The 25,192-nt window shown below is 68.4% G+C and carries 28 protein-coding genes; 11 read left to right on the top strand and 17 right to left on the bottom strand.

Annotated elements, in window-relative coordinates; genetic code table 11:
• The first annotated feature begins 85 nt into the window (after positions 1–85).
• Positions 86–160, top strand: a complete 75-nt coding sequence (locus GYB83_RS24145) for a 50S ribosomal protein bL37 (RefSeq protein WP_371865352.1) — start codon at positions 86–88, stop codon at positions 158–160.
• Positions 161–241: 81 nt separating this feature from the next.
• Here GYB83_RS24145 and rsrA read toward each other — a convergent pair whose 3' ends face one another.
• Both rsrA and GYB83_RS22005 read right to left on the bottom strand, forming a co-directional pair.
• Positions 242–511 (bottom strand): mycothiol system anti-sigma-R factor, encoded by a 270-nt coding sequence (rsrA, locus tag GYB83_RS22000; RefSeq protein WP_161897396.1) that lies wholly within the window; start codon positions 509–511, stop codon positions 242–244.
• The gene (locus GYB83_RS22005) at positions 508–1,218 is read right to left on the bottom strand and encodes a sigma-70 family RNA polymerase sigma factor (RefSeq protein ID WP_371865353.1); all 711 of its coding nucleotides are present in this window, start codon (positions 1,216–1,218) and stop codon (positions 508–510) included. The genes rsrA and GYB83_RS22005 overlap by 4 nt, the downstream gene beginning before the upstream one ends.
• A 123-nt stretch (positions 1,219–1,341) precedes the next feature.
• Between GYB83_RS22005 and GYB83_RS22010 the strand changes: the two genes are divergently transcribed.
• Together GYB83_RS22010 and GYB83_RS22015 are read left to right on the top strand one after the other, a co-directional pair.
• Positions 1,342–2,148 carry an SOS response-associated peptidase gene (locus GYB83_RS22010; RefSeq protein WP_161897670.1) on the top strand — a complete coding sequence of 269 codons (807 nt, stop codon included), beginning with the start codon at positions 1,342–1,344 and terminating at the stop codon, positions 2,146–2,148.
• Between the two features lie 52 nt (positions 2,149–2,200).
• Positions 2,201–2,578, top strand: a complete 378-nt coding sequence (locus tag GYB83_RS22015) for a DUF5313 family protein (RefSeq protein ID WP_161897397.1) — start codon at positions 2,201–2,203, stop codon at positions 2,576–2,578.
• Here the strand turns inward: GYB83_RS22015 and GYB83_RS22020 are convergent.
• The 5 genes from GYB83_RS22020 to GYB83_RS22040 are packed head-to-tail and all read right to left on the bottom strand — an operon-like array spanning position 2,569 to position 7,313.
• Entirely contained in the window at positions 2,569–4,059 is a 1,491-nt protein-coding gene (locus GYB83_RS22020; protein WP_161897398.1) for a flavin-containing monooxygenase, read from the bottom strand. The genes GYB83_RS22015 and GYB83_RS22020 overlap by 10 nt on opposite strands.
• A 45-nt stretch (positions 4,060–4,104) precedes the next feature.
• Positions 4,105–4,782, bottom strand: a complete 678-nt coding sequence (locus GYB83_RS22025; protein WP_161897399.1) for a DUF4352 domain-containing protein — start codon at positions 4,780–4,782, stop codon at positions 4,105–4,107.
• A 40-nt stretch (positions 4,783–4,822) separates the two neighbouring features.
• A complete protein-coding gene (locus tag GYB83_RS22030) occupies positions 4,823–6,187 on the bottom strand; it encodes an FAD-binding oxidoreductase (RefSeq protein WP_186349837.1) in 1,365 nt (454 codons plus the stop codon).
• 3 nt (positions 6,188–6,190) lie between these two features.
• Positions 6,191–7,108, bottom strand: a complete 918-nt coding sequence (locus GYB83_RS22035) for a quinone oxidoreductase family protein (protein ID WP_161897400.1) — start codon at positions 7,106–7,108, stop codon at positions 6,191–6,193.
• A gap of 22 nt (positions 7,109–7,130) precedes the next feature.
• On the bottom strand, positions 7,131–7,313 hold the full coding sequence (locus GYB83_RS22040) for a hypothetical protein (protein WP_161897401.1): 183 nt from the start codon (positions 7,311–7,313) through the stop codon (positions 7,131–7,133).
• Positions 7,314–7,686: 373 nt separating this feature from the next.
• Here GYB83_RS22040 and GYB83_RS22045 point away from each other — a divergent pair, with 373 nt between their 5' ends.
• On the top strand, positions 7,687–8,529 hold the full coding sequence (locus GYB83_RS22045; RefSeq protein WP_161897402.1) for an aldo/keto reductase: 843 nt from the start codon (positions 7,687–7,689) through the stop codon (positions 8,527–8,529).
• Positions 8,530–8,575: 46 nt separating this feature from the next.
• Entirely contained in the window at positions 8,576–9,742 is a 1,167-nt protein-coding gene (locus GYB83_RS22050; RefSeq protein ID WP_161897403.1) for an aminotransferase class I/II-fold pyridoxal phosphate-dependent enzyme, read from the top strand.
• Here GYB83_RS22050 and GYB83_RS22055 read toward each other — a convergent pair.
• On the bottom strand, positions 9,720–10,184 hold the full coding sequence (locus tag GYB83_RS22055; RefSeq protein ID WP_161897404.1) for an NUDIX hydrolase: 465 nt from the start codon (positions 10,182–10,184) through the stop codon (positions 9,720–9,722). The genes GYB83_RS22050 and GYB83_RS22055 overlap by 23 nt on opposite strands.
• Before the next feature lie 80 nt (positions 10,185–10,264).
• Here GYB83_RS22055 and GYB83_RS22060 point away from each other — a divergent pair, with 80 nt between their 5' ends.
• From GYB83_RS22060 to GYB83_RS22085, 6 genes are read left to right on the top strand one after another with little or no spacing between them, the layout of a single operon-like run.
• Positions 10,265–10,669: a nuclear transport factor 2 family protein gene (locus GYB83_RS22060; RefSeq protein WP_161897405.1), complete on the top strand. Its 405-nt coding sequence runs from the start codon at positions 10,265–10,267 to the stop codon at positions 10,667–10,669.
• Position 10,670: 1 nt separating this feature from the next.
• On the top strand, positions 10,671–11,060 hold the full coding sequence (locus GYB83_RS22065; RefSeq protein ID WP_161897406.1) for a VOC family protein: 390 nt from the start codon (positions 10,671–10,673) through the stop codon (positions 11,058–11,060).
• A gap of 13 nt (positions 11,061–11,073) precedes the next feature.
• Positions 11,074–12,348 carry a 3-phosphoshikimate 1-carboxyvinyltransferase gene (gene aroA / locus GYB83_RS22070; RefSeq protein ID WP_161897407.1) on the top strand — a complete coding sequence of 425 codons (1,275 nt, stop codon included), beginning with the start codon at positions 11,074–11,076 and terminating at the stop codon, positions 12,346–12,348.
• On the top strand, positions 12,345–13,370 hold the full coding sequence (gene rsgA, locus GYB83_RS22075; protein WP_161897408.1) for a ribosome small subunit-dependent GTPase A: 1,026 nt from the start codon (positions 12,345–12,347) through the stop codon (positions 13,368–13,370). Before aroA ends, rsgA begins: the two co-directional genes overlap by 4 nt.
• Before the next feature lie 44 nt (positions 13,371–13,414).
• Positions 13,415–13,648 (top strand): FitA-like ribbon-helix-helix domain-containing protein, encoded by a 234-nt coding sequence (locus GYB83_RS22080; protein WP_161897409.1) that lies wholly within the window; start codon positions 13,415–13,417, stop codon positions 13,646–13,648.
• A gap of 5 nt (positions 13,649–13,653) precedes the next feature.
• The gene (locus GYB83_RS22085; protein ID WP_161897410.1) at positions 13,654–14,034 is read left to right on the top strand and encodes a type II toxin-antitoxin system VapC family toxin; all 381 of its coding nucleotides are present in this window, start codon (positions 13,654–13,656) and stop codon (positions 14,032–14,034) included.
• Here the strand turns inward: GYB83_RS22085 and GYB83_RS22090 are convergent.
• The 9 genes from GYB83_RS22090 to secA form a co-directional block, all read right to left on the bottom strand.
• Positions 14,024–15,229, bottom strand: a complete 1,206-nt coding sequence (locus GYB83_RS22090; RefSeq protein ID WP_161897411.1) for a fatty acid desaturase family protein — start codon at positions 15,227–15,229, stop codon at positions 14,024–14,026. The genes GYB83_RS22085 and GYB83_RS22090 overlap by 11 nt on opposite strands.
• Before the next feature lie 10 nt (positions 15,230–15,239).
• Positions 15,240–16,502, bottom strand: coding sequence for a fatty acid desaturase family protein (locus GYB83_RS22095; protein ID WP_161897412.1), 1,263 nt, complete (start codon positions 16,500–16,502; stop codon positions 15,240–15,242).
• A gap of 75 nt (positions 16,503–16,577) precedes the next feature.
• Positions 16,578–17,690, bottom strand: coding sequence for a ferredoxin reductase (locus GYB83_RS22100; protein ID WP_161897413.1), 1,113 nt, complete (start codon positions 17,688–17,690; stop codon positions 16,578–16,580).
• Positions 17,691–17,781: 91 nt separating this feature from the next.
• The gene (locus GYB83_RS22105; protein WP_161897414.1) at positions 17,782–18,375 is read right to left on the bottom strand and encodes a mycothiol transferase; all 594 of its coding nucleotides are present in this window, start codon (positions 18,373–18,375) and stop codon (positions 17,782–17,784) included.
• A gap of 107 nt (positions 18,376–18,482) precedes the next feature.
• Positions 18,483–18,980, bottom strand: a complete 498-nt coding sequence (locus GYB83_RS22110) for a DUF6912 family protein (protein WP_161897415.1) — start codon at positions 18,978–18,980, stop codon at positions 18,483–18,485.
• Between the two features lie 8 nt (positions 18,981–18,988).
• Positions 18,989–20,416 carry a wax ester/triacylglycerol synthase domain-containing protein gene (locus tag GYB83_RS22115; RefSeq protein ID WP_161897416.1) on the bottom strand — a complete coding sequence of 476 codons (1,428 nt, stop codon included), beginning with the start codon at positions 20,414–20,416 and terminating at the stop codon, positions 18,989–18,991.
• Positions 20,417–20,440: 24 nt separating this feature from the next.
• Positions 20,441–20,878, bottom strand: coding sequence for an Rv3235 family protein (locus GYB83_RS22120; RefSeq protein ID WP_161897417.1), 438 nt, complete (start codon positions 20,876–20,878; stop codon positions 20,441–20,443).
• A gap of 556 nt (positions 20,879–21,434) precedes the next feature.
• Entirely contained in the window at positions 21,435–22,373 is a 939-nt protein-coding gene (locus tag GYB83_RS22125; RefSeq protein WP_161897418.1) for a DUF808 domain-containing protein, read from the bottom strand.
• A 55-nt stretch (positions 22,374–22,428) separates the two neighbouring features.
• Entirely contained in the window at positions 22,429–25,176 is a 2,748-nt protein-coding gene (gene secA / locus GYB83_RS22130; protein ID WP_161897419.1) for a preprotein translocase subunit SecA, read from the bottom strand.
• Between the last annotated feature and the right edge of the window lie 16 nt (positions 25,177–25,192).

Raw genomic sequence — 25,192 nt, forward strand, 5'->3', positions numbered from 1 at the left:
TCGGCCGCACGCGCGATTAACACACCGGGTTGCGGACGTGAAACAATGGCCGACGCACGTGATCGCACGACGAAGGAGGTCCGTCATGGGTAAGCGCGGACGTAAGAAGCGCAGCCGCAAGAAGAACGCAGCCAACCACGGCAAGCGTCCCAACGCCTGAGCATCAGCTCACGCGCGCAATGCGGCGAACGGCCCGGTCCTCATCGAGGACCGGGCCGTTCTGTGTTCCGAGTTCACGCCCTCACAGCGTGCGGCGGATCGTCACCGATCGCCTGATCTCCAGTCGCAGGCGCTCGCGCAGCCCCTCGGGCGCGGCGTCGCCCCCGCATTTGCGGCTGATGAGCGCCTTCAGTTCCCGCTGGATGCCGTAGTGCTCGAAGCACGACGGGCAGCCGTCCAGGTGACCCTGCAGTCGCGTTCTCGCGCCCGCGTCGCACTCGTTGTCGAGCAGCAGCCAGATGTCGGCCACGACTGCGGAGCAGTCGAGCTGCTCGAACTGATCGTCGTTCATCGCACTACCTCATCGGCACGGCCGATGCCGCGCTCACGCGCGACGTCGGAGAGCAGGTCGCGCAGCTGGCGGCGACCACGGTGCAGGCGGGACATCACCGTTCCGATGGGAGTGTCCATGATCTCGGCGATCTCCTTGTAGGGCAGACCTTCGACGTCCGCGTAGTACACGGCCATCCGGAAGTCTTCGGGCAGTTGAGCGAGGGCGTCTTTGATCTCCTGATCGGGCAGCGCGTCGAGCGCCTCGATCTCGGCGGACCGCAGCCCCGTCGACGTGTGCTCGGCCGTCGCGGCGAGCTGCCAGTCGGTGATCTCGTCGGTCGGATACTGCGCGGGCTGGCGCTGCTTCTTCCGGTACGAGTTGATGTAGGTGTTGGTGAGGATGCGGTACATCCAGGCCTTCAGGTTGGTCCCCTCGCGGAACGACGCGAACGCCGAGAAGGCCTTCACGTACGTCTCCTGCACGAGGTCCTCGGCATCGGCGGGGTTGCGGGTCATCCGCAGCGCGCCACCGTACAGCTGGTCGAGCAGCGGGAGCGCGTCACGCTCGAATCGCTCGGACAGCTCGGCCTGGGTCTCCTCGTGCTCGTCGGGCTCCGGAGTGCCTGACGTGCCGGACTCGATGTTCTCTTCAGACACCGGTTTCCCTTCACTGGACGCGTGTTCGGACGATTCTACCGGCCATCCGATCACCAGTTTCGGCTCCAGGGCTGTCGCTGTCGCTGTGGGCACGGTGGCGTTCACCTCCTGATCTCCTCCATCGTGGTTTCGACGGTTGCGGCAGGTGCAACGCCTCGCCTCCCCGACTTGTTCCGTGCCAGCATGGATCTCATGTGCGGACGCTATGCAGTGACGACCGATCCGGCGAAGCTCGCCGCCGAGATCGACGCCCGGAACGAGATCGACCCGCCCCCGAGCGGGTCCTCACGATCCGCCGGCGAGTCCTCCCGATCCGCCGACGAGTCCTCCCGATCCCCGAGCGCAGTCGAGGGGAACTTCAACGTCGCACCGACGACGACTGTGATGACCGTCGTCGACCGACACGAGCACGGCGTTCCCGACGACATCGCCGCCCGGCGGATCAGGGCGATGCGGTGGGGTCTGGTCCCGTCGTGGACGAAGGAACTCGGCAAGGGACCCCTGCTGATCAACGCGCGTGCGGAGTCATTGGCCGAGAAGCCCGCGTTTCGGACCTCGCTGAAGGGCAAGCGCTGCCTGGTGCCGATGGACGGCTGGTACGAATGGCGCAAGGGGCCCGCTGGCGCCGACGGCAAGCCGACCAAGACTCCGTTCTTCATGTCGCCGGAGGACGGCACCCGACTCTTCATGGGCGGCCTGTGGGCGGCGTGGCGCCCCGCCGAGGCGAGGGCCGCGGGCGACGACTCGGCGTGGGTGTCGAGCATGACGATCATCACCACCGACGCCGTCGGCGCCCTGCGCGACGTCCACGACCGGATGCCGCTGATCATGCCGTTCGAGTTCTGGGACGCCTGGCTCGATCCGGACTCCCCCGCCGACCCGGCCCTCCTGCGACCTCCGTCCGCCGACCTCGTCGACCGGATATCCGTCCGCGAGGTGTCGCCGTTGGTGAACCGGGTCTCGAACAACGGCCCCGAACTCCTCGATCCCGTTTCGTAGAAGAGCTCCGGTGCCGCGTCCCGACCGGATCGGCATGAGGGAGAATGTCCGCATGAGCGACGACCGGCCCGGGCCACTGCAGAAGATCGGCTATCTCCTCGGGCGCCCCCTGCCCGCGTCGATGCGCGACTGGGTGCTGGCCGACCTGACCGGACCCGGCCATGTCCGTCGCTACCTGATCCGGGGCCTCGTCCCGATCCTGCCACTGCTCGTCGCGTTCTGGTTCATCCCCGGGCCCCTGTGGATCCGCGGTGGGATGATGCTGCTGATCCTGATCCCGTTCGTCTACTTCCAGATCGCGCTGATCCGCGTGTACCGGCGTCATCTGCTCGTCAACAACGGGCTCGACGCGTCACTCGTCGACGCCGTGCAGATCCGGCGCGCCGACGCCGTCGCCGACGAGTACCGGCAGCGTCACCGTCAGCCGTAGACGTAGTCGTCGAGCGGGAAGCTCTCCATCTCGCGGAGCGTCGACAACGTGGCCTGCGGCCGGAGGAGAGTCGCCTCTCCGTGTTGGTTGAAGTAATAGCTGCGCGACGTCGAGCAGTCTCCCGCGTAGAACACCGAGTCGGCGAGCCTGCGGGTCGACTCGTCGAGGTACTCGGTGTTTGCCCGTTCGGTCACCTCGAAACGGTCGGCGTCGCGGCGTCGGAGTTCGGAGAACAGTCGAGCGATGTGCCGCATCTGGCCCTCGATGGTCGTGAAGTACGAGAGGCCGCTGTACGAGTACGGGCTGTTCAGGGTCAGGAAGTTGGGGAAGTGCGGGACCGCGACTCCCTCATACGCCTGGAAGCGGCCGTCGCGCCACCACTTCCCCAGATCGCGGCCCTCCCGCCCGACTATCTGGAAGGCCGGAAAGTTCACGTCCCACAGGTTGAAGCCGGTGGCGAGGACGAGCGTGTCGACACCGATCTTCTTCTCGCCGTCGACGACGATCCCGTCGGGTTCCACCCGCACGATCGAGGACGTCTCCAGGTCGACGTCGGGCCGGTTGAACACCGGGAAGTACGTGTTGCTGAACGTCGGGCGTTTGCAGCCGAAGTCGTACGACGGGGTCAGCTGCTCGCGCGTCCGCTTGTCTCGCACCTGTACCCGCATGTGGGTCTTGGCGAGCAGTGCGGCGAGCCTGTTGCCCGGCTTGGCCTGCCGGTAGTGGAGGACGCCGAACACCATCAACATCTCCAGCAGCGAGGTGTTGACCGCGCGCGCGGCCTTCTGCGTCGCGGGGACCGCGCCGAACAGCCTGCGCACGACGGCCGGGATCGGGAAGTCGACTTTCGGGACCACCCAGATGGGGGTCCGTTGGAACACCGTCAGACGCCTGGCCGTCTTCGCGATCTCCGGGATCAACTGCACCGCCGTCGCGCCGGTGCCGATGACGGCCGCGCGCTTGCCCGCGAAGTCGTAGCCGTCCTGCCAGGCCGTCGTGTGGATGATGTCGCCCGCGAAGGCGTCGATGCCCGGGAAGTCGGGCGTGTACGGCTGCGACAGGAAGCCCGTCGCGGTCACCAGGTACTTCGCGGTCCGCGTCCGCCCGTCCGCGGTGTGCACCGTCCAGCGGCCTGCGTCGTCGTCCCATTCGGCCCGCTCGACGACCACACCGAACTCCATGTGCTTGCCGACTCCGTACTTGTCGGCGACGTGCCGGGCGTACCCCTTGAGTTCGGCGCCGGGCGCGAACAGTCGTGACCAGTTCGGGTTCGGTTCGAACGAGTACGAGTAGGTGACCGACGCGATGTCGACGGCGAGTCCCGGGTAGTGGTTGACGTGCCATGTTCCGCCGAGGTCGTCCTCGCGTTCGAGGATCGCGATATCGGCGACGCCCTGCCTCATGAGCTCGATGGCGGCGCCCATGCCGCCGAATCCAGCTCCGACGATGATGGCTTCGTGGTCGAGAGTCGCGTCGTTCATACCGGCCTCGGTGTCGATGGGAGTCGTATCGCCAACGGTAGTCCGTCAGCGCACGTCGACCGAGTACTCGGTCCACGCAGCGTCGTACTCGGACTGCTGATCTCGATAACCGAATGCGACGACATGCGCGCCGACGGGAACCTCGAAGGCGTAGTACACCTCGGTCGACAGGCCGGGTTGCAGGTAGTCCGGGACTTCCTCGGACCTGCTGAAGTTCTCCCGGATCGAATAGTTGTCCTCGACCTTCGAGAACTCTCGCCCGTCCGCGTCGACGAGTCGTACGTCGACGGCGTACAGCGGAGTGACGGGCTTCTTCCCGTTGTTGGTCACCTTGATCGCGACGAGGACGTAACGGGATCCGGCCCTCGGCTTCGTCGCCTCGTAGTCGGAGTCGTAGAAGTCGAGCGTCGCGGGAGCGGTGATCTTCGTCATCGTCACTCCCATCGCGCCGTTGGTGGTGGGGACGCCGATCGCGTTCGGCTCCGCCGTCTCTCGCTCGGATGAAGTCGCGCTCTCGCTGGTCGGAGCGGTGTCGGTGATGGCGACGACGCCCCGGTCGGCCGAGTCGTCCTTGCCGATCGAGTAGCCGATCAGGCCTGCTGCGGCCGCGGTGCCCGCGACGACGAGCAGGGTGAGCATCACCAGCACGCCGCGGCGCATCGCGATCGTCGCGGGTGCAGGGTCGGTCGGAGGATGTTGATTCGGAGCGGGTTCCGGGTACATGACTGGACCGTATCCGAAGAGTCCGACAATTCGCGGAACTCTACGGATCCGCGAAGATCGCGCCGGGATTCATGATCCCGCACGGATCGAGGGCGCTCTTGATCGCGCGCATGGCGGCGACGTCGACGTCGTCGCGCCCGAGGCCGACGGAGGCCGCCTTGGCACGGCCGATGCCGTGCTCGGCGCTGATGCTGCCGCCGAGGTCGGCGACCATCCGCAGGACCCGATCGGCGGCTGTGCACTGATCGTCCAGGGGGACGTCGAGCAGGTTGACGTGGATGTTCCCGTCCCCGAGATGCCCGAACTGGACGGCGCGCACGCCGGCCGCGGCCGCGAGCCGATCGACCCGGTCGACGAGGTCCTGCACGCGATCGAGCGGCACCGACACGTCGAGCTTCACGACGGGCGTCGTCGACGAACGGGCGATCGTCTCCGTGTGCGATTCCCGGAGCCGCCACGCCTCGCGCGCCGGGCCGGCCTCGACGACCGCGTCCACCACGTCCGAACCCGCGGCGGCCAGGGCTTCGGACAGGTCCCCGGTGTCCCCTGCGGTCTCGACGAGGAGCGTCGTTCCGGAGTCGAACGGTGCACGCACGCCCGCAGCGGCGACGAGGTCGACCCCGGCCCTGGTCATGATCTCGGCGGCCTCGATCAGACGACCGGACGCCTCGATCGACCGGGTGACGCGCTGTGCGGCCGCCACGTCGACGGTTCCGACCAGGGCGACGGCGGTCCTCGCCGCCGCGGGGACGAGCCGGAGCAGCACTCGGGTGATCACGGCGAGCGTGCCTTCGCTGCCCGCGAGCAGCGCGGGCAGGTGATAGCCGACGTTGTCCTTGCGCAGCGGCCGCCACCGGGTGAAGACGTCACCCGACGGCAGCACCGCCTCGATCCCGAGGACCTGGGCCCGCGTGTCGCCGTGCCGGATCATCCGGATGCCGCCCGCGTTGGTCGCGACCATCCCGCCGATCGTCGCGGAATCGCGCGCGGCGAGGTCGACGCCGAAAGCCAGCCCGGCCCCGGCCGCCGCGGCGTGGACGGACGCGAGGGTGGCGCCCGCTCCCGCACCGACACAGCGACCCTGCGAGTCGACGTCGCCGACCGTGTCGAGCCTGCGCAGCGACAACAGCACCCACGGGCGGTCGTCGCCCGGAGTCGGCGTGGAGCCGCCGACGAGACCCGTGTTGCCGCCTTGCGGCGTCACCGCGACGGAGTGCGCGGCGCACGCGCGCATCACGTCCGCGACCTCGGCGGTGTCGGCCGGGCGGACGACCGCCGCCTCGCCCGTCCACGTGCCGGTCCAGTCGGTCAGGTACGACGCGGCGACGTCGGGCTCGGTCAGGACGTGCGTGTCGCCGACGATGCCGCGCAACGCCCGCACGACGTCGGGTCCGGGGATCGCCATCGACTACGGATGAAGGATGTACTTGCCGCGGGGATGGTCGCCCGCGAGCGCTTCGAATGCGTCGGCGGCGTCGTCGAGGGTGGACGTCCCGGCGATCTCGACGGTGACCCGACCGTCGGCGAGCGCGGCGAGCAGCGGTTCGACGGCGTCTCGCCTGTGCTTCTTGCTCGCCTCGCTCGACCCGTTGAGGACGGTGATCCCGTCGTCGACGCGGCCCCATGCGGCGATGCTCGCGACCCGGTCGGCGCCGACCAGGGCGAGGGACACGTCGATCGCCTCGTCGCTGCCGACCGTGTCGATCGCCGCGGTGACCGGCGACGACGCCGCCTCGCGGACCGCGTAGAGGAAGCCTTCGCCGTACGACACCGGTCGTGCCCCGAGCGCGCGGACGGCGTCGTGATTGCGCGGCGACGCCGATGCGATCGCGGTGGCTCCGCGTCCCACCGCGAGGACGACGACGATCGATCCGACCGCGCCCGCTCCGCCGTGGACGAGGACGGTGTCGTCGGCGCCGATGTCGAGGGTCTCGACGAGATCGAAGGCCGTCGCACCCGCGAGCAGCAGTCCGGCCGCCTCGTCGAAGCCCACACCGTCGGGAAGGCGATGTGCCGAGCCGGCCGGGACCGCGACGGTCTGTGCGAACGTGCCGGACGCCGGGTAGACGACCACCCTGTCGCCCGCGACGAAACCCGTGTCGGCCGCGGCCTCGCGGACCACGCCCGCACCTTCGTTCCCGATGGTGAGCGGCAGTCTGGCCGGGTCGGTTCCCATCACGCCCTTGACGCTCTTCACGTCGAACGGGTTGAGCCCGGCCGCCTTCACATCGACGATCACGTCGCCGTCGGACGGCCGGGGCACATCGATGACTGTCAGGACTTCACGGGGCGCGCCAAACGCGGTGGCGACGAGTTTCCGGGTCATGCCGCCATCGTAGTGTCGGGCGTCAGCCCTTCGACTTGAACAGGGAGTAGGCGCCGATCACGGCGAGCGCGAACAGCCCGATCCAGAACGCGGCGTGCAGGATCGGCCCGATCAGGGACACGACGGCGAGGACCGCGATGACGATGGCGACGATCTTCCAGACCGAGACGCCGGTGGACGATGAGTTGTCAGTGAATGTGCTCATGACTCCACCGTGCCACCCTCCGTACCGTGAAGCACCAGCTCAGCGGCGATCCCAGGGTGCATTTGGGGGACATCCCCCAGGCCCCCGACACCGTGCCCGGTCGCCAAGCAACACGCTCCCGGTCGCCGAGCAATACCTGCCCGGTCGTTGAGCCGATTCCGAGGCGCCAGCCGAGGCATCGTGTCGAAACGTCGCACGAAGCGCTGGGAGCCCAGTCGTCGCGGGCCTTTCGACTCGCAAGCTCGCTCAAGGATCAGGGAACTCGCAAGCTCGCTCAAGGATCGGGGTAGGCGAGCTCGCTCAACGGTCGGGTGCGCCGACCGCAGAACCTCCGATCGGGAATAGTGTCGGGGTGCGGGGCATTGGAAAGAGAATGGCCGACAACACCATCCCGTCCCTCGACCTCAACAACGGTGTCGCGATCCCGCAGCTCGGGTTCGGCACCTATCAGATCGCCCCGGCAGACACCAAGGCCGCGGTGCTCGCCGCGCTCGAAGCCGGATACCGCCACATCGACACCGCGCAGATGTACGGCAACGAACGCGAGGTCGGCGAGGCCGTCCGCGAGTCCGGCATCGCGCGTGACGAGGTCTTCGTGACCAGCAAGCTGAACAACAACGCACACGATCCGGCCGCCGCGGTCGACGCCGTCGCACGCTCCACCGAGGCACTCGACCTCGGACCCATCGACCTGTATCTCGTCCATTGGCCGCTCCCCGAGGTCGGCGACTATGTCGACACCTGGCGCGCCCTCGAAGACCGGTACGCGGCAGGCGCACTGCGGTCGATCGGCGTGTCGAACTTCCAGCGGTCCCACCTGGAGCGGCTCCTCGCGAACACCGAGGTGGTGCCGGCCGTGAACCAGATCGAGGCACATCCGTACTTCCAGCAGACCCCGCTGCGCACGTTCAACCGCGAGCACGGCATCGTCACCGAGGCGTGGGCCCCGATCGCGCAGGGAGCTGTGCTCGACGACCCGGTGCTCGCCGAGATCGCCGCCGAGGTGGGTCGGAGCGTCGCCCAGGTGACGCTCCGGTGGCACATCCAGCGCGGTGACGTGATCTTCCCGAAGTCGTCGTCGCCCGCTCGTGCGGCCGAGAACAGCGCGATCTTCGACTTCGAGCTCAGCGCGGCCCAGTCTGCACGCATCGACGCACTCGACGCCGACCGTCGTCTCGGACCGGACCCGGACACCTTCAACTGGGTACCCGCCTGACCCGACGCCCGACCGTCGCCGACGGGAGGGTGCATACGATGACCGCATGCGCTTCTCCCGTCGAGCCGACGCCGTCACCCCGTTCTATGCGATGGAGTTCGGCAAGCACGCCGCCGAACTCGAGGCGACCGGCGTCCACGTGGTCAAGCTCAACATCGGCGAACCCGACTTCGGGGCGCCGCCCGCGTTCCTCGCCGCGATCCGCGAGCTGACCGACGGCCGGCCACTGGCCTACACGGGCGCGTTGGGCCTTCCCGACCTGCGCGAACGCATCGCCCAGTTCAGCGCGGACCAGTTCGGCGCACCGATCGATCCGGCTCGCGTGGTCGTCACGACCGGCGCGTCGGCCGCGCTCCTCCTGTCGTGCGCGGCGCTCATCGACCCCGGCGACGAGGTCGTGGTCGCCGACCCGTCGTACCCGTGCAACAGGCGGTTCGCCGAGAGTTTCGGCGCCGACGTCCGCCTCCTCGACACCGACGCGCGCTCGCGCTTCCAACTGACGTCCACGCGGGTCGCCGACGCGTGGGGTCCGCGCACGCGCGGCGTGATGGTGGCGTCCCCGTCCAACCCGACCGGCACCTCGCTCGCCTACGACGAATTGCTCGACGTGTGCCGGGCCGCGCGGGAGCGGGACGGTTGGCGGATCGTCGACGAGATCTACCTCGGGCTGGCCGACGGCGACCGCCGCAGCGTGGCCGCCGACGATCCGGGCGCGATCGTCGTCAACAGCTTCTCCAAGTACTTCGGGATGACGGGATGGCGCCTCGGCTGGGCTGTGGTGCCGCCGGAGATGATCCCGGTCGCCGAACGCCTCGCCCAGAACTACTACATCTGCCCGCCGACGCCCGCACAGATGGCCGCCGTCTCCTGTTTCGATCCGGAGACGATCGCCGTCGCCGAGGAACGACGTGCCATCCTCCGGACGCGACGCGACCTCGTCCTCGACGGTCTTCATCGGATCGGGCTGCATGTTCCGGTGGCGCCGGACGGCGCGTTCTACGTCTATGTCGATGTGAGTGGCACCGGACTGACCTCGACCGAGTTCTGCGAGCAGGCCCTGCAGGCCGCGCATGTCGCGTTGACGCCGGGCAAGGACTTCGGCGACGTGGGTGCCGAGCACTACGTCCGACTGTCGTACGCGACGGGTGAGGACGACCTCCGGCTCGGTCTGGAACGACTCGGCGAGTTCGTCAGCTCCCTGCGAGGGCGCTGATCAGGCGGTCGATGAACGCGGCCTGTGCCGGATTGAGCTTCACGCGGGCTGCGTCCGGCCCGAACCAGTCGGCGCGATCGATTTCGGGGAACGACCGAGTCCGGCCCGACCGTGGCGGCCACACGGTCTCGAAGGTGTTGCTCACGATCGCGGCGGCGTCGAGGTCGCCCTCGACGGCGAAACCATGAACCCGTTTTCCGCTGCGCAGACGCACCTCGCCGAGGTCGATCGCCTCCGACTCCGGAGCTTCGTGGCCGGTCTCCTCGGCGAACTCCCGGCGAGCGGCGGTCAACGCGTCTTCGCCTGGTTCGACGAGGCCTTTCGGAATGGACCACGCAGCGTCGTCCTTCTTCGCGAAGAACGGCCCGCCGGGATGCGCCAACAGCGCTTCGAGACCGGCGGAACCGTTGCGGTACAGCAGAATCCCTGCGCTGATCTCCATGTCCCCATCATCGGGGCCCGAATCGGCCGCGGCAAGCGCATACTCGACTCACGTCACCCGCCACACCGAGGGAGAAGCCCATGCGCGAGTTCCGCGACGCCGTCGACGCCCGCGATCACGATGCCATCGAGGCGCTGCTGGCCGACGACATCACGTTCGTCAGCCCGGTCGCATTCACGCCGTACCACGGCAAAGTGCTCGCGGCGGCGATCCTGCGCGGCGTGATCCGAGTGATCGGCGACGGCTTCCACTACGTCCGCGAGTACACCAGCGACGACGAGCGCGATCACGTCCTGCGGTTCGAGTCGACGATCGACGGGAAGGCGATCTCCGGCGCCGACTTCATCCACGTCGACGACGACGGCCTCATCGACGAGCTGACGGTCATGGTGCGTCCGCTGTCCGCGGCGAACGCGTTGTCGGCCGCGATGGGCGTCGAATTCGATCGGATCCGCCGCGAGGTCGCCGAGACGGCGGGCGGCTGACGTGGAGGTCCTCACCAGCCGAACGCTGCTGATCTCACCGGATCCCGACGCGCTGACCGCCTTCTACCGCGACAGCCTCGGCCTCGCCGTGGCCCGCGAGTATCCGGGCGGCGTCGTGTTCCATGCCGGTACGAGTCTCCTCGAGATCCCGGCGCATCTGACCGCGACCGAGGTCGGCGGCGACGTCCTGTGGCTGCAGGTGCGCGACGTCGCCGCCGAACGGAACCGGCTGGCGGATCGGGGCGTGCCGATCACGGCCGAGCCCGAGACCAAACCGTGGGGACTGATCGAGATGACCGTCCGCGACCCGGACGGCCGCGCGGTGATCATCGTGCAGATTCCGGCCGATCATCCGCTGCGCCGCGACCAGAGGCCGCCCGCGCAGGCATGAAAGACTGGACGGCATGAGCAACTGGCTGTCGCCGTACGTCACCGGGTCCGTCGACGCAGTGGTCGACCTGCCCGGATCGAAGTCGATCACCAACCGTGCACTGATCCTCGCGGCACTGGCCGACGGCCCGTCGCGGGTCACCGGCACACTGCGCAGCCGGGACACCGACCTGATGCTCGACGGCCTCGCCGCTCTCGGCGTCGGGATCGATCCGGCCTCCGACGACCCGACGACGGTCGATGTGACGCCCGGGCCGCTGCACGGCGGTTCGGTCGACTGCGGCCTGGCCGGGACCGTGATGCGTTTCCTTCCGGTCGCCGCAGCGCTCGCCGACGGCGACGCCCGATTCGACGGCGACGAGCAGGCCCGCAGCCGCCCGCTGCACACCGTCCTCGACGCGCTGCGCGACCTCGGCGTCTCGATCGACGGCGACGCTCTCCCGTTCACCGTCCACGGCCGCGGTGCGGTGCGCGGCGGTCCGGTGACGATCGACGCGTCGGCGTCGTCGCAGTTCGTGTCGGCGCTGCTGCTGTCGGCGGCACGCTTCACCGACGGCGTCGCGATCACGCATGCGGGGGCTCCGGTCCCGTCGATGCCGCACATCGAGATGACCGTCGAGATGCTCGCCACCGCAGGCGTTCGGGTGGACGCCGCGGACGACAACACGGCGTGGACCGTCCACCCCGGGCCGATCGCCGCGGTCGACTGGGCGATCGAGCCCGACCTGTCCAACGCCGCGGCCTTCCTCGCCGCGGCGGCGGCCACCGGCGGCCGCGTCAGCGTCCCGCGCTGGCCTGCGACGACCACGCAGCCCGGAGCCGAGATCGTCGGCATCCTCGAACGGATGGGCGCCGTCGCGTCGCGCGGCGACGACGGTCTGCTGACCGTGACCGGACCCGACGTCCTCTCCCCGATCGACGCCGACCTCCGCGACGTCGGCGAGCTCACCCCGACTGTCGCCGCGCTGACCGCGTTGGCGCACGGCACGTCGACGCTGCGCGGCATCGCCCACCTGCGCGGCCACGAGACGGACCGGCTCGCGGCGCTGACCACCGAGATCAATCGACTCGGCGGCGACTGTCGGGAGACCGACGACGGACTGGTGATCACCGGGGCGCCCCTGCACGCGGGCGTGTGGGAGACGTACGCCGACCATCGGATGGCGACCGCGGGATCGCTTCTGGGCCTTGTGGTTCCGGGAGTCGAGATCGAGAACGTCGCGACCACGTCGAAGACCCTGCCCGACTTCGTGTCGATGTGGGAGACGATGGCCGGGACCGCGTCTTGAGCCGCGGGGCCCGCTCGTACGACGAGTCGGATGTCCGCATCCGGCCCGGCAAGGGCAGCCGCCCACGCACCAAGAACCGGCCTGCGCACGCCGACGCCGAGACCGCGATGGTGGTGTCGGTGGACCGCGGCCGGTGGGGATGTGTGCTCGACGACGACCCGGACCGACGGATCGTCACGATGCGCGCCCGCGAACTCGGGCGCACGCCGATCGTCGTCGGCGATCGGGTCGGCGTCGTCGGCGACCTGTCGGGCCGGCCCGACACCCTCGCGCGGATCGTCCGTGTCCAGGACCGCACGACGGTTCTGCGCCGCACCGCCGACGACACCGATCCGTACGAGCGGATCGTCGTCGGCAACGCCGACCAGTTGCTGATCGTGACGGCGCTCGCCGACCCGCCGCCGCGGACCGGATTCGTCGAACGCGCCCTCGCCGCGGCCTACGCTGGCGGGCTCGATCCCGTCCTGTGTCTGACGAAGTCCGACCTCGCCGGGCCCGCCGAGTTCGCCGCCCATTTCGCCGACCTCGATCTGCCGGTGATCGTCGCCGGACGCGACGACCCGCTCGACGATCTGTGGGCGGTGCTCGACGGCAAACTCACCGCGTTGATCGGTCATTCCGGTGTCGGCAAGTCGACGCTGGTCAACCGCCTGGTGCCGGACGCCGACCGGGCGACGGGCGTCGTATCCGGCGTCGGCAAGGGGCGTCACACGTCGACGCAGTCGGTGGCGTTGCCGCTCCCCGACGGTCGCGGCTGGGTGGTCGACACCCCGGGCATCCGCTCGTTCGGGCTCGCCCACGTGACGCCCGGCCAGATCGTGGACGCGTTCGACGATCTCCGCGACGCCGTCGAGAACTGTCCGCGCGGCTGCACACATCTCGGGCCTCCGGCCGACCCCGAATGCGCGCTCGACACGCTCGAGGGCGCGTCTGCTCGCCGCGCGATGGCCGTCCGCGAACTCCTGGTGTCCGTCGGTTCGACGGGCGCCGCCGAGGAGACCCCCGAGGAACCGACTCCATAGGACCGTCGCAGCAGATCTGTCAGCAGTGCCGCTAGAATAGCGGCATGACGACCATCACGATCCGCAATGTGCCCGACGAGGTCCGCAACGAACTCGCCGCACGCGCGGCGCGTGCCGGGAAGTCCCTTCAAGAGTTCATGCTGGGAGAAGTGGAACGGCTCGCCGAGCGCCCGTCCATGGAGGACCTGCTCATGCGGGTACGCGAACGCAAGCGGGAGCATTCGAGCCCCACGTCGACTGACGACATCCTCGCCGACCTGCAAGCCGACCGACGGTGATCGTCGTGGACAGTTCGGTCGTAGCCGCCGCACTCATCCACACCGGACCCGATGCCTCCTGGGCCGAGACCGTGCTGCTCAGCGACGACGTCTTCGCACCGGTCCTGATGCACTACGAGACCGCGAACGTCATCCGTCGCGCAACCGCACGCGGCGACATCGACAGATCGGCCGGTGCCGCCGCGTTCGGCGACCTGCGCGCGCTCCCGATCACGATGGTCCCGTTCGAGCTCACAGCGCAGCGAAGCTGGGAACTTCGCGACACGATCACCATGTACGACGGAGCGTTCGTCGCGGCGGCCGAACTCGTGAAGTCTCCGCTCTACACCCTCGACCGGAGACTGGCGCAAGCACCTGGACCGAGGTGCCGGATCATCACGCCTTGACGGCGCGGCGACGCTCCTTGAGCTGCGCGATGGCCGTGCGCAGGCCGCGAGCACGGGGCTGAATCGAGTCGAAGCGGCGCTCGGACGCGGTCTCGGGCGCATCGTCGCTGGTGGCGGTCAGCATCCAGTCCGGGAGTGCCAGCTTGTTGATGGTCCGCAGGGTCCGCAGGTACTGCATGGCGAACGAGCCCGTGTTGTAGGGCAGGTCGTATTTGTCGCAGAGGTCACGGATCCGAACCGAGATCTCGGCGTACCGGTTGCTCGGCAGATCCGGATACACGTGGTGCTCGATCTGGTAGCAGAGATTGCCACTGAGGAACGCGAGGGTCGGCCCCGCCTCGAAGTTCGCCGTGCCGAGCATCTGCCGCAGGTACCACTGGCCCTGTGTCTCGTCCTCGAGGGTCGCGGTGGTGAACTTCTCCGCGCCGTCCGGGAAGTGACCGCAGAAGATGACGACGTAGGCCCACAGGTTGCGAATGAAGTTGGCCGTCAGATTCGCCGTGAGGGTGTGCTTGAAGTTCGGACCCGACAGTGCCGGGAACAGCGCGTAGTCCTTGCCCATCTGGCGCGCAGCCTTGTAGACGAAGCGTTGGATCTCTGGGCGCGCCTCCTCGAGCGGACGACGACCGGCGATCACTTCCTTCAGATCAAGGTCGTGGAGGGCGATCCCCCACTCGAAGGTGGCAGCGAGGAACAGGTTCGAGAACGGCTGGAACAGTCGACGCGGCTCCCAGGGCTCGTCCCTGGTCACACGCAACAGCTTGTAGCCCACGTCGTGATCCATGCCGATCACGTTCGTGTACTTGTGGTGGATGTAGTTGTGCGAGTGCTTCCAGTGCGGAGACGCGCACACCATGTCCCACTCCCACGTCGTGGAGTGCACCTCGGGATCGTTCATCCAGTCCCACTGGCCGTGCATCACGTTGTGGCCGAGTTCCATGTTCTCGATGATCTTCGCTATCGAGAGCGCGCCCGTCCCGAGCCACCACAGGGACCTGCGGTGACTGCCGATCAAGGCGACGCGGCCGACGAACTCGAGGCCCCGCTGGGCTTGGATCGTGCGGCGCAGATACTTGGCGTCGCGTTCGCCGAGGCTCGACTCGATCTCGCGCCGGAGCGCGTCGAGTTCGGAGCCCAACGCCTCGACGTCCGCGTCGGTCAGGTGGGCGTATTCGTTGATATCAGAGATCGCCATCAGGACCCCATTATGCGCTCGTACGCTCCTTGCGGCGCGCCCGGCCGTCCCGGATCGCGGACTGCAGGCCTCGACGCCGACCCGTCGTCTCATCGATCGACGAGACCAGGCGCGGTGCACCGTCTTCGCGGAACTTGCGTTCGGAGTTGGTCTCCGGGGCGTCGTCGCTGGTAGCGGTCAGATACTCGTTCGGGAGCGACAGCTTCGCGATGGTCCGCCACGACTTCGCGTACTGCACCGGGAACGAACCTGTCGTGTACGGCAGGTCGTATTTGGCACAGATCGCCTGCACGCGGACCGAGATCTCGGCGAGGCGGTTGCTCGGCAGATCCGGGAACAGGTGATGCTCGATCTGGTACGACAGGTTGCCGCTCATGAACGCCAGCACGGGGCCGGACCGGAAGTTGGCGCTGCCGAGCATCTGCCGCAGGTACCACTGGGCCTGCGTCTCGTCGTCCATGTCGGCCTTGGTGAACTTCTCCGCACCGTCCGGGAAGTGGCCGCAGAAGATCACCGCGTTGGTCCAGACGTTGCGGATCACGTTGGCGAGGAGATTCGCGGTCGCGGTCTTGCGCGCCGCCTCCGGCGAGCGGGTGACGGCGCCGACGAGCGCGGGGAACAGCAGGTAGTCCTTGCCCGCCTGGCGGCCGATCTTGCGGCCGACGTCGCGCAGGTCGCGCTTGAGCTCGGCCTTGGCCTCCGGGGTCTTCCGCTTCTTGCCGAGTTCGAGGTGCTGAGCGGCGACGCCGTACTCGAACAGCAGAGCGAGCGCCGTGTTGTAGACGAGGTTGCCGAGGTAGAACGGGCGCCAGCGCTGGTCGCGCGTCACGCGCAGCAGCCCGTAGCCGATGTCGTCGTCCATGCCGAGCACATTGGTGTACTTGTGGTGCACGTAGTTGTGGGTGTGCTTCCAGTGGGCGGACGGACCGGTGTTGTCCCATTCCCACGACGTCGAGTGGACTTCCGGATCGTTCATCCAGTCCCACTGGCCGTGCATCACGTTGTGGCCGAGTTCCATGTTCTCGACGATCTTCGCGACGCCGAGCGTCGCGGCGCCCGCCCACCAGAGCGACCTCTTGCGCGCGCCAACGGTGAGGAGTCGGCCGGTGAACTCCAGTCCGCGCTGGAATCGGATCGTGTTACGCAGATAGCGAGCGTCGCGCTCGCCGCGGTCGGCCTCGATGTCGGCGCGGATCGCGTCGAGCTCGGCCCCGAGTGCCTCCACGTCGGCGTCGGTCAGGTGCGCGTACTCGGGTACATCTGCGATAGCCACTGCTGATCCTCTCCTACGGGAACGTAACTTACGTAATCGTAGGTTACGTGCCCGTAGGTCGTCCAGTCGACTGCGTCACACGTCCAGGGTGCAGTCGCCCGCCGCGGCGCTGACGCACGTCTGAATCCGCTCGCCTTCGACGTGCTCGACACCCGTCCGCAGATCGCGGACGCACCCCTTGTCGAGCATCACCACACAGCTCTGACAGATGCCCATGCGGCAGCCGAAGGGCATCAGGACGCCGGCCTGTTCGCCCGCCTCCAGGAGGGTGGTCGCGCCGTCGGCCTCCACCTGCCTGCCGTCACGGCCGAACGTCACCGTGCCGCCCTGAGCGCCCGCGGCTCCCCGTTCGAGCGCGAACCGTTCCACGTGAAGCATGTCCTCGCGGCCGCCCGCGTGGAAGATCCCGGTCAGCATGTCGATGAAGCCGCTCGGACCGCACGCCCAGGTCTGACGCTCGGCCCAATCGGGCACCAATTCGTCGAGAGCAGCGGCGTCGATCCGACCGTCGGTCCGCGTGAGACGCAGCTTCAGGTCGATCAGGCCCGACTCGGCGTACTGCCGGAGCTCGTCGGAGAACAACACGTCCGAGGCGTCCGGCGCGGAGTGGACGAGCACCGCGTCCATCCGCTGACCGCGCCGCGACATGGTCCGGAGCATCGAGATGATCGGCGTGACGCCGCTGCCCGCGGTCGCGAACATCAGCTTCTCCGGAAGCGGATCGCTGAGCACGAACTCGCCCGCCGGAGCCGCCAGGCGCACGACGGTCCCCTCGTTGAGGCCGTTGACCAGGTGCGACGACAGGAAGCCCTCCGGCATCGCCTTCACCGTGATGGCGACGGTGCGGTCGGCGACCGAACTGTCCGGCTCCGATGTCAGCGAGTACGAACGCCAGGTCCACTTGCCGCCCTGCTGGACGCCGATGCCGATGTACTGGCCCGGGTGATAGTCGAACGAGAAGCCCCAGCCCGGCCGGATGACGATGGTCGCACTGTCGGCGGTCACCGGCGTCACCGAGACCACGCGACCGCGGAGCTCGCGCGCGGACCACAGCGGATTCACCAGGTGGAGGTAGTCGTCGGGCAGCAGCGGCGTGGTGACGCGCGCCACCGCCGCCCGTACCCAGTTGCCGCCTTTGCCTCCCGCGACTCCCGCGACCGGTGCCTCGAAACGTTCCCGCCAGCCCATGCTCGTCTCCTCTGCCGGTTCCGGTTCCCCGGAACACCTAACTTACGCTTCCGTAGGTTAGCGGGTCATCGGCCCGAGAGCGAACGGAGCGTCACGACAGGAGCGTTCCGGGCGCCGCCTCGTACGGCGCGAAGAAGTCGTTCGCGGGGGCGCCGAGCAGCGACAACACCAGCCCGGGAACCGGCTGGCCGTCGATCTGCTCGCGGACGATGTCGGCGTGTCCCGCGTGCCGCGCGTACTCCTCCACCTGGTGCATGAGGTAGTAGCGGAGCTTGATCGGACGGTCGTCGAGCACGCCGTCCCACGGTGCGGCGGGCTCGATCGAGTCGGCGTCCGGATCGACGGACCGCACGATGTCGAGGAACTCGGCACGCGTCGCATCGAACCGAGCGATCACCGCGGCCGCGGTCTCCCCCTCGGCGGCGGCGAAACTGCCGAGGTAGGCGGCGAAGCCCGCCTCGTCGAGGGCGAACGCGCCCGGCCCCTTCGTCAGACGTCCGACGCCGCCCCGCATCCCGTACTCGGCGTGCTTGATGATTCCCGCGACCGAGAGCGCGCTGCGGCACGGTGTCGCCCACGCCTGCTCCTCGGTGAGCCCGAGTGCGGCGGCCCGGATGGCCTCCAACTGCTGATCGATGTAGTTGACAAGGCTGGTGATCTCGTCGTGCGCTTCGGGTCCGTACATGACTGTCCTCCTGGATCGAATGCTCCCCCGATCGGGGCCTGGATCCAGTGTGGCGGCCAATGCGGTCAGTTTCTGTCCGCTTCGAAAAGTGGCTTGCCGACTGCGCCCTACAGGAGTTCCAGGAGGAACGGGAGCTCCTGGGTGGCGTACCAGCCGAGATCGTGGTCTTCGACGTCGCCGACGGCGAGTTCGGCGTCTTCGTCACCGAGGTCGGCCGCGTCCACCGCGGCGACGGCGGCTACCACGGCATCCTGCGCCGCAGCCCCGTCGACGTGGACCGCGACGATGTCGCCGACAGCCACCGGACCGGACAGCCTGACCACCGCGTCGTCCAGATCGGGCCGCGGCGACGCCTCGGCGTCGGCGACGACCACCACCCGGCGCGACGGCAGGCTCGCGGCCCCCGGCTCCTGCGCCGACAGCAACCGCAGCGACGCCCGCGCGGCCTCCCGGAGCGCGACCTCGCCGAGTTCCTCGTCGTCGCCGGACGTGTACGCCTCCCGTAGCGCGGGCGTCACCGCGAACCCGGTGCCGCCGACCGGCTGGAACGCTCCGCCGGACAGGTCCGCGATCATCGCCAGCGTGGCCGGCAGGTACACCCGCATGATTCTCCTCATCGATCCTGGGGCAGGCCGCTGGTCAGCAGCTCGTCGAACGATTCCTCCACGTATCCGACCATCGCCGGCAGGTCGGACACCACGGCACGGTCGGCGATGAACCCGAACTGGACGGCCCCGCCGTACTCGTTGACGCTGATCGCCAACGCCCGCTGGGCCGCGAGCGACGGGATCGTGTAGATCTCGGCCACCCGGTGACCGGCGAGGAAACGCTGGGCCACCGAGTCGCTCATCGCGATCGGCACGTTGTACGTCCGCTGGAAGATCTGCGAGAAGGTCCGTGCCGAGAACTCCGCGAACGGCACCATCCCGAGTTCGGGCAGCAACGGCTTCATCTCCGGTGCGAGCCTGCGACCCGATCCCGAATACCGGTCCGCGAGTCCCGCGACCTGCATGAGACGGACGGCCGGCGAGTCTTCGCCGATCGGCAGGTCGGTGACGAACTCGGGCTCGTACTCGGGCACCCAGCTCCCCGGGCCCTGCGTCACCGCCTCGGCGTCGCGTGCCCGCAGCGGGACGATCGCCCGGATCGTCTCGCCGTGCTTCACGGTGTCCGTGGTCGACAGCGTCCACCGCCGGAGGACGCCGGCCAGGACCGCGAGCACCACGTCGTTGAACGTGCACTCGAACCTGGTCGCGATCCGGGTGCAGTCGCGGCGCGAGATCTGGGCGCTCGCGAACAGCCTCGACGACGTGGTCACGGCATTCAGCGGACTGTCGGGCGCGGCGTTCACGATCTGTTGCACGGTCGACGCGACGAAGCGGGCCGACTTGTCGGCGACCGACCAGATGTCGGCGACCGGACCGTTCCCGTTGAGCAGCGAGTCGACCAGTTCGCCCGGACGAGCCATCGCGTCGGCGAGCGCACCGACCGTCATCGCGGCCTGTCCCGGCGGCGAGCCCGGCATCCAGAGGTCCTCGTCGAGTTCGGGCCCGACGACGCCGACATCGCAGACCACCTCGCCGATCTCGGGATTGTCCGGGCCGGAGACGAGGCACCGGTGCGACTTCGTCAGCACCGCGAGCCTGCCGCCGGACAGCCCCTCGATCAGATACATCTCCCACAGCGGCCGTTCCCGGTCGAGCGGTCGCGACATGATCCGCGCGATCAGCTCGTGCAGCTGCCCCATCGAACCCGGATGCGGCAGGGCGGAGAGTCGGATGTGGAAGTTGATGTCGAAGTCCGGATCGTCCACCCACAGGGGACGACCGAGGCCCAGCGCGACCTCTTTGACGACCTGACGGTAGCGAGGCGCCAGCTGGAGACGGCGCTCGACCACCGACACCAGCGCCTGATAGTCCAAGCGCACGGCGTCGCCCGCCGACGACGGATCGATCACCAGCAGCGATCCCATGTGCGCGCTGGTCCCCGAGCCGTCGAGGAAGTAGTACATCGCGTCTTCCGCCGACAGTCGATTCACCATGATGCGATCGAGTGTATCCACCGGTCAGATCAGGCCGAACTCCGTCAGCACCCAATGCGTCTCGGGGCGGCGCATCCGCCCCGGCAGCAGCAGCGGGCGGAGCTCCACGCGCCCGGCGACGGCGTGGACCCGGCCGTCCCGTTCGACGGTGCCGAAGAACTCCCCCGCACGGGCCGTCCGCATCTGCATGTGCACGCGACGCAGGCGCGCGACGCCCCGCCGGACCGGAGCCCGCGCCGTCGTCGCCTCGCGTCTGCGGAGGCCGACGGCGACCCTGTCGAAGACCTCCGCGGACACGGTCGCGGCGACGTGCTCACATGGTCGTCGGCCGTCGAGGACCTCGAGTATGCGTTGCAGCGCGCCGATGACGGCCGTCCGCGCCGACCGTGCGACCTCTGCCGGATCGGCAGTCGCGCTCGGAGCCGCGGACTCGGGTACTGGTCGGAGTTCAATGGTCTTCATACTCATTGGACGCGCGACACGCCGACGACGGTTCCGAGACACGCCGTGCACGGACTGATCGATCACCGACATGCGCCCCGGTGACGCTCTTCGAAGCACGACCGACCTGCCTCATCTCGCACCGACCTGCTTCATTGCGTCTCCCCTGCCTGAGCTCAGGCAGGGGAGTCAAGTCGAGGCAGGTCGGTGCGAGATGAGGCAGGGAGGTTCGGGAGATAGATTGGTGATTCCCGGTGACGACGTGGGTTCCCGCCGTATTGCCACTGGTCACGCTGGCTGTTGACGAGTTCGCCGACGAGCTTCTCCCGATGGTTGAGCCGACTCCGAGGCTCCAGCCGAGGCGTCGTGTCGAAACCGCTGAACCTGGACTGGATCTGCTTGCGCGACAATATAGATCGTCGAAGTAGCAGCCCGGGTGACCGTGGTTTCGACAGGGACCTCCGCTGGCGCTACGGTCCCGCTCAACCACCGGGAACCGCTCATCAGTGCACTCTGTGTCAGCCAGCGTGACCAGCGGAAATTCACCGGGAACTAGGCGGCACCAGGAGTCAATCGACTAGTGTGCAGCGGCCTTGCGGCGGGGGATCAGATGCATGATCGCGACGACGATGCCGCCCCAGAACACTCCGAAGATCGCCGACGACACCGTGTTGGCCGTCCAGCCGAGCACGCCGCCGATCGCCGGAACGAGTCGATGGAACCACTCCTCGATGTGATGGACGATCCCGTAGGGGAACTCGAAGCCGAGCTCGGACGCCCCGGACAGGACGATGTGTCCGCCGACCCAGCACATCGCGACGATGCCGACGGCGCTGAGCGTCGACAGCACGATCGGCATCGCACGGACCAGTCCGCGACCAGTGGAGGCGACCAGTCGCGTCTCTCGCTTGGCGAGGGCAAGACCGACGTCGTCCATCTTCACGATGACGCCGACGACGCCGTACACGAGGATCGTGATGACGATCGCGACGATCGCGAGGACCACCGTGCGCAGCACGAACGGCTGGTCGGCCACCTCGTTGAGGGCGATCACCATGATCTCGGCCGACAGGATGAAATCGGTGCGGATGGCCCCGCTGACGACAGTCTTCTCCTGATCGTCGCCGACCTCCTCGGTGGTCTCCTCCGCGGAGCCGTGCCCGGAGACGAGTTCCCAGATCTTCTCCGCGCCCTCGAAGCACAGGTAGGTGCCGCCGATCATCAGGATCGGCGTCAGCAGCCACGGCACGAACTGGCTGAGCAGCAGCGCGACCGGCAGGATGATCAGCAGTTTGTTGCGGAGCGACCCCTTGGCGATCTTCCCGATGATCGGGAGTTCCCGAGACGGCCGGACGCCGTGGACGTATCGCGGGGTGACGGCGGTGTCGTCGACGACCACACCGACGGCCTTCGCGCTCGCCTTGCCCGTCGCCGCGGCGACGTCGTCGACGGACGCCGCGGCCATCTTCGCCAGCACCGCGATGTCGTCCAGCAGGGCCGCAAGTCCTCCACTCATGCACCACAGACTAATGCCCGGCAGCTGGGCTGCCGGGCATCAGGTGCGAATCGAACTACTTGCGACGACGGTTGCGCCGCTCGGCTTCGCGCCGTTCACGACGGCTGCCGGGGGCGGGCGGCGCCGCCTTCTCCATGCTCGGGGCGGCGCCCGCGAGCTCCTGCGCCTGCGACAGCACCTCGGCGACACCGTCCTCGCCGGGGCCGCTGAACGTGCGCGCTTCCTCGTCCGCGGTCTCCTCGCCGCCGAAGCCCGCGAGCATGTCGGACACCGACGTGCCGAGCGCGGGAGCGGGGGCCTGCAGCTCCACGCGAGCGTTGAAGAGCACCGAGACGGTCTCCTCCTTCATCGCGTCGAGCATCGCGGTGAACATGTCGTAGCCTTCGCGCTGGTACTCGACCACCGGGTCGCGCTGCGCCATCGACCGCAGGTGGATGCCCTCGCGGAGGTAGTCCATCTCGTAGAGGTGATCGCGCCACTTGCGGTCGAGCACCGACAGCAGCACCGACCGTTCGAGGTCGGCCATGCCCGAGTCGCCCGCGACGCCGACGATCTCCTCCACACGCGCGTCGTATGCGGACAACGCGTCCTCGACCACCCGCTCGCGCAGGTCCTCGCGCGAGATGTCGTCGCGGTCGCCCTCCGCGGTCTCGCCGACCACGGTCTTGTAGTCGAGCGAGATCGGGTACAGCTCCTTGAGCGCCGTCCACAGCTTGTCGAGGTCCCAGTCCTCGGTGTAGCCCTCGGCGGTGGCGCCGTCGACATAGGCTCCGACGACGTCGCCGACCATGCCGCGGATCTGGTCGCGGTGCTCCTCGCCTTCGAGGATCTCGCGGCGCTCGCCGTAGATCACCTTGCGCTGCGAGTTCATGACCTCGTCGTACTTGAGGACGTTCTTACGGATCTCGAAGTTCTGCTCCTCGACCTGCGTCTGCGCACTGCGGATGGCGCGGGTGACCATCTTCGCCTCGATCGGCACGTCCTCGGGCAGGTTGACGCGCGTCATGATCGATTCGAGCGCGGCGCCGTTGAAGCGGCGCATCAGCTCGTCGCCGAGCGACAGGTAGAACCGCGACTCGCCGGGATCGCCCTGGCGACCGGACCGGCCGCGCAGCTGGTTGTCGATACGACGCGACTCGTGGCGCTCGGTGCCGAGGACGTAGAGGCCGCCGGCCTCACGGACGTCGTCGGCCTCCGACGCGGCCGCCTTGCGGGCGACGTCGATCGCCTCGTCCCACGCGGCCTCGTACTCGTCCGGCGTGGTCACCGGGTCCAGGCCCGCCTTGCGCAAGCGGGTGTCGGCGATGACGTCCGGGTTGCCGCCGAGCACGACGTCGGTTCCGCGGCCCGCCATGTTGGTGGCGACGGTGACGGCGCCGAGGCGTCCGGCCTCGGCGACGATCTGCGCCTCCTGCTCGTGGTACTTGGCGTTGAGGACCGAGTGGTCGACGCCCGCGGCGGCCAGCTTGCGCGACAGGTACTCCGACCGCTCGACGCTGGTCGTGCCGATGAGGACCGGCTGGCCCTCGCGGTGACGTTCGACGACGTCGTCGACGACGGCGTCGAACTTGGCCTCCTCGGTCTTGTAGATGAGGTCGGCGCGGTCCTTGCGGGCCATCGGACGGTTGGTCGGGATCGGCACGACGCCGAGCTTGTAGATCTGCTGGAACTCGGCGGCCTCGGTCTCGGCGGTGCCGGTCATGCCCGACAGGGTGTCGTACAGGCGGAAGTAGTTCTGCAGGGTGATCGTGGCGAGCGTCTGGTTCTCGGCCTTGATCTCGACGCCCTCCTTCGCCTCGATCGCCTGATGCAGGCCCTCGTTGAAGCGGCGACCGTCGAGCACACGACCGGTGAACTCGTCGACGATCATCACCTCGCCGTTGCGGACGATGTAGTCCTTGTCGCGGTGGAAGAGTTCCTTCACCTTGATCGCGTTGTTCAGGTAGCCGACGAGCTGGGAGTTCTCCGGCTCGTACAGGTTGTCGATGCCGAGCCGGTCTTCGACGAACGAGACGCCGGCCTCGTGGACGCCGATCGTCTTCTTCTTGATGTCGACTTCGTAGTGGGTGTCGATCTCCAGCAGCGGCGCGATGCGGGCGAACTCGCCGTACCACTTGCTCGACGAGTCCGCCGGACCCGAGATGATCAGCGGTGTGCGGGCCTCGTCGACGAGGATCGAGTCGACCTCGTCGACCACCGCGAAATTGTGCCCGCGCTGGACGAGGTCGGGGATCGAGTGCGCCATGTTGTCGCGCAGGTAGTCGAAGCCGAACTCGTTGTTGGTGCCGTAGGTGATGTCGGCGGCGTACGCGGCGCGGCGCTGGTCGGGCGACATGCCGGTCAGGATGACGGCGGTCTCCAAGCCGAGGAAGCGGTGGACGCGGCCCATCCACTCGGCGTCGCGCTTGGCGAGGTAGTCGTTGACGGTGACGACGTGGACGCCCTTGCCCGACAGCGCGTTCAGGTAGGCGGGCAGCACACAGGTGAGCGTCTTGCCCTCACCGGTCTTCATCTCGGCGATGTTGCCGAAGTGCAGCGCCGCGCCGCCCATGATCTGGACGTGGAAGTGCTTCTGGTCGAGGACTCGCCACGCCGCCTCGCGGGCCACGGCGAATGCCTCGAGCAGGAGTTCGTCGAGGGTCTCACCCTTCTCGAGCCGTTCCTTGAACTCCTCGGTCTTGCCGCGCAGTTCGTCGTCGCTGAGGGCTTCCATCTCGTCGGAGAGCGCTTCCACGCTCGTCGCGTACGAATCCAGTCGCTTGACCAGACGGCCTTCGCCGACGCGGAGCAGCTTGTTGAGCAACGGTAATCCTCTTGAT

The sequence above is a fragment of the Gordonia spumicola genome, assembly GCF_009932475.1.
Taxonomy (GTDB): Bacteria; Actinomycetota; Actinomycetes; order Mycobacteriales; family Mycobacteriaceae; genus Gordonia; species Gordonia spumicola.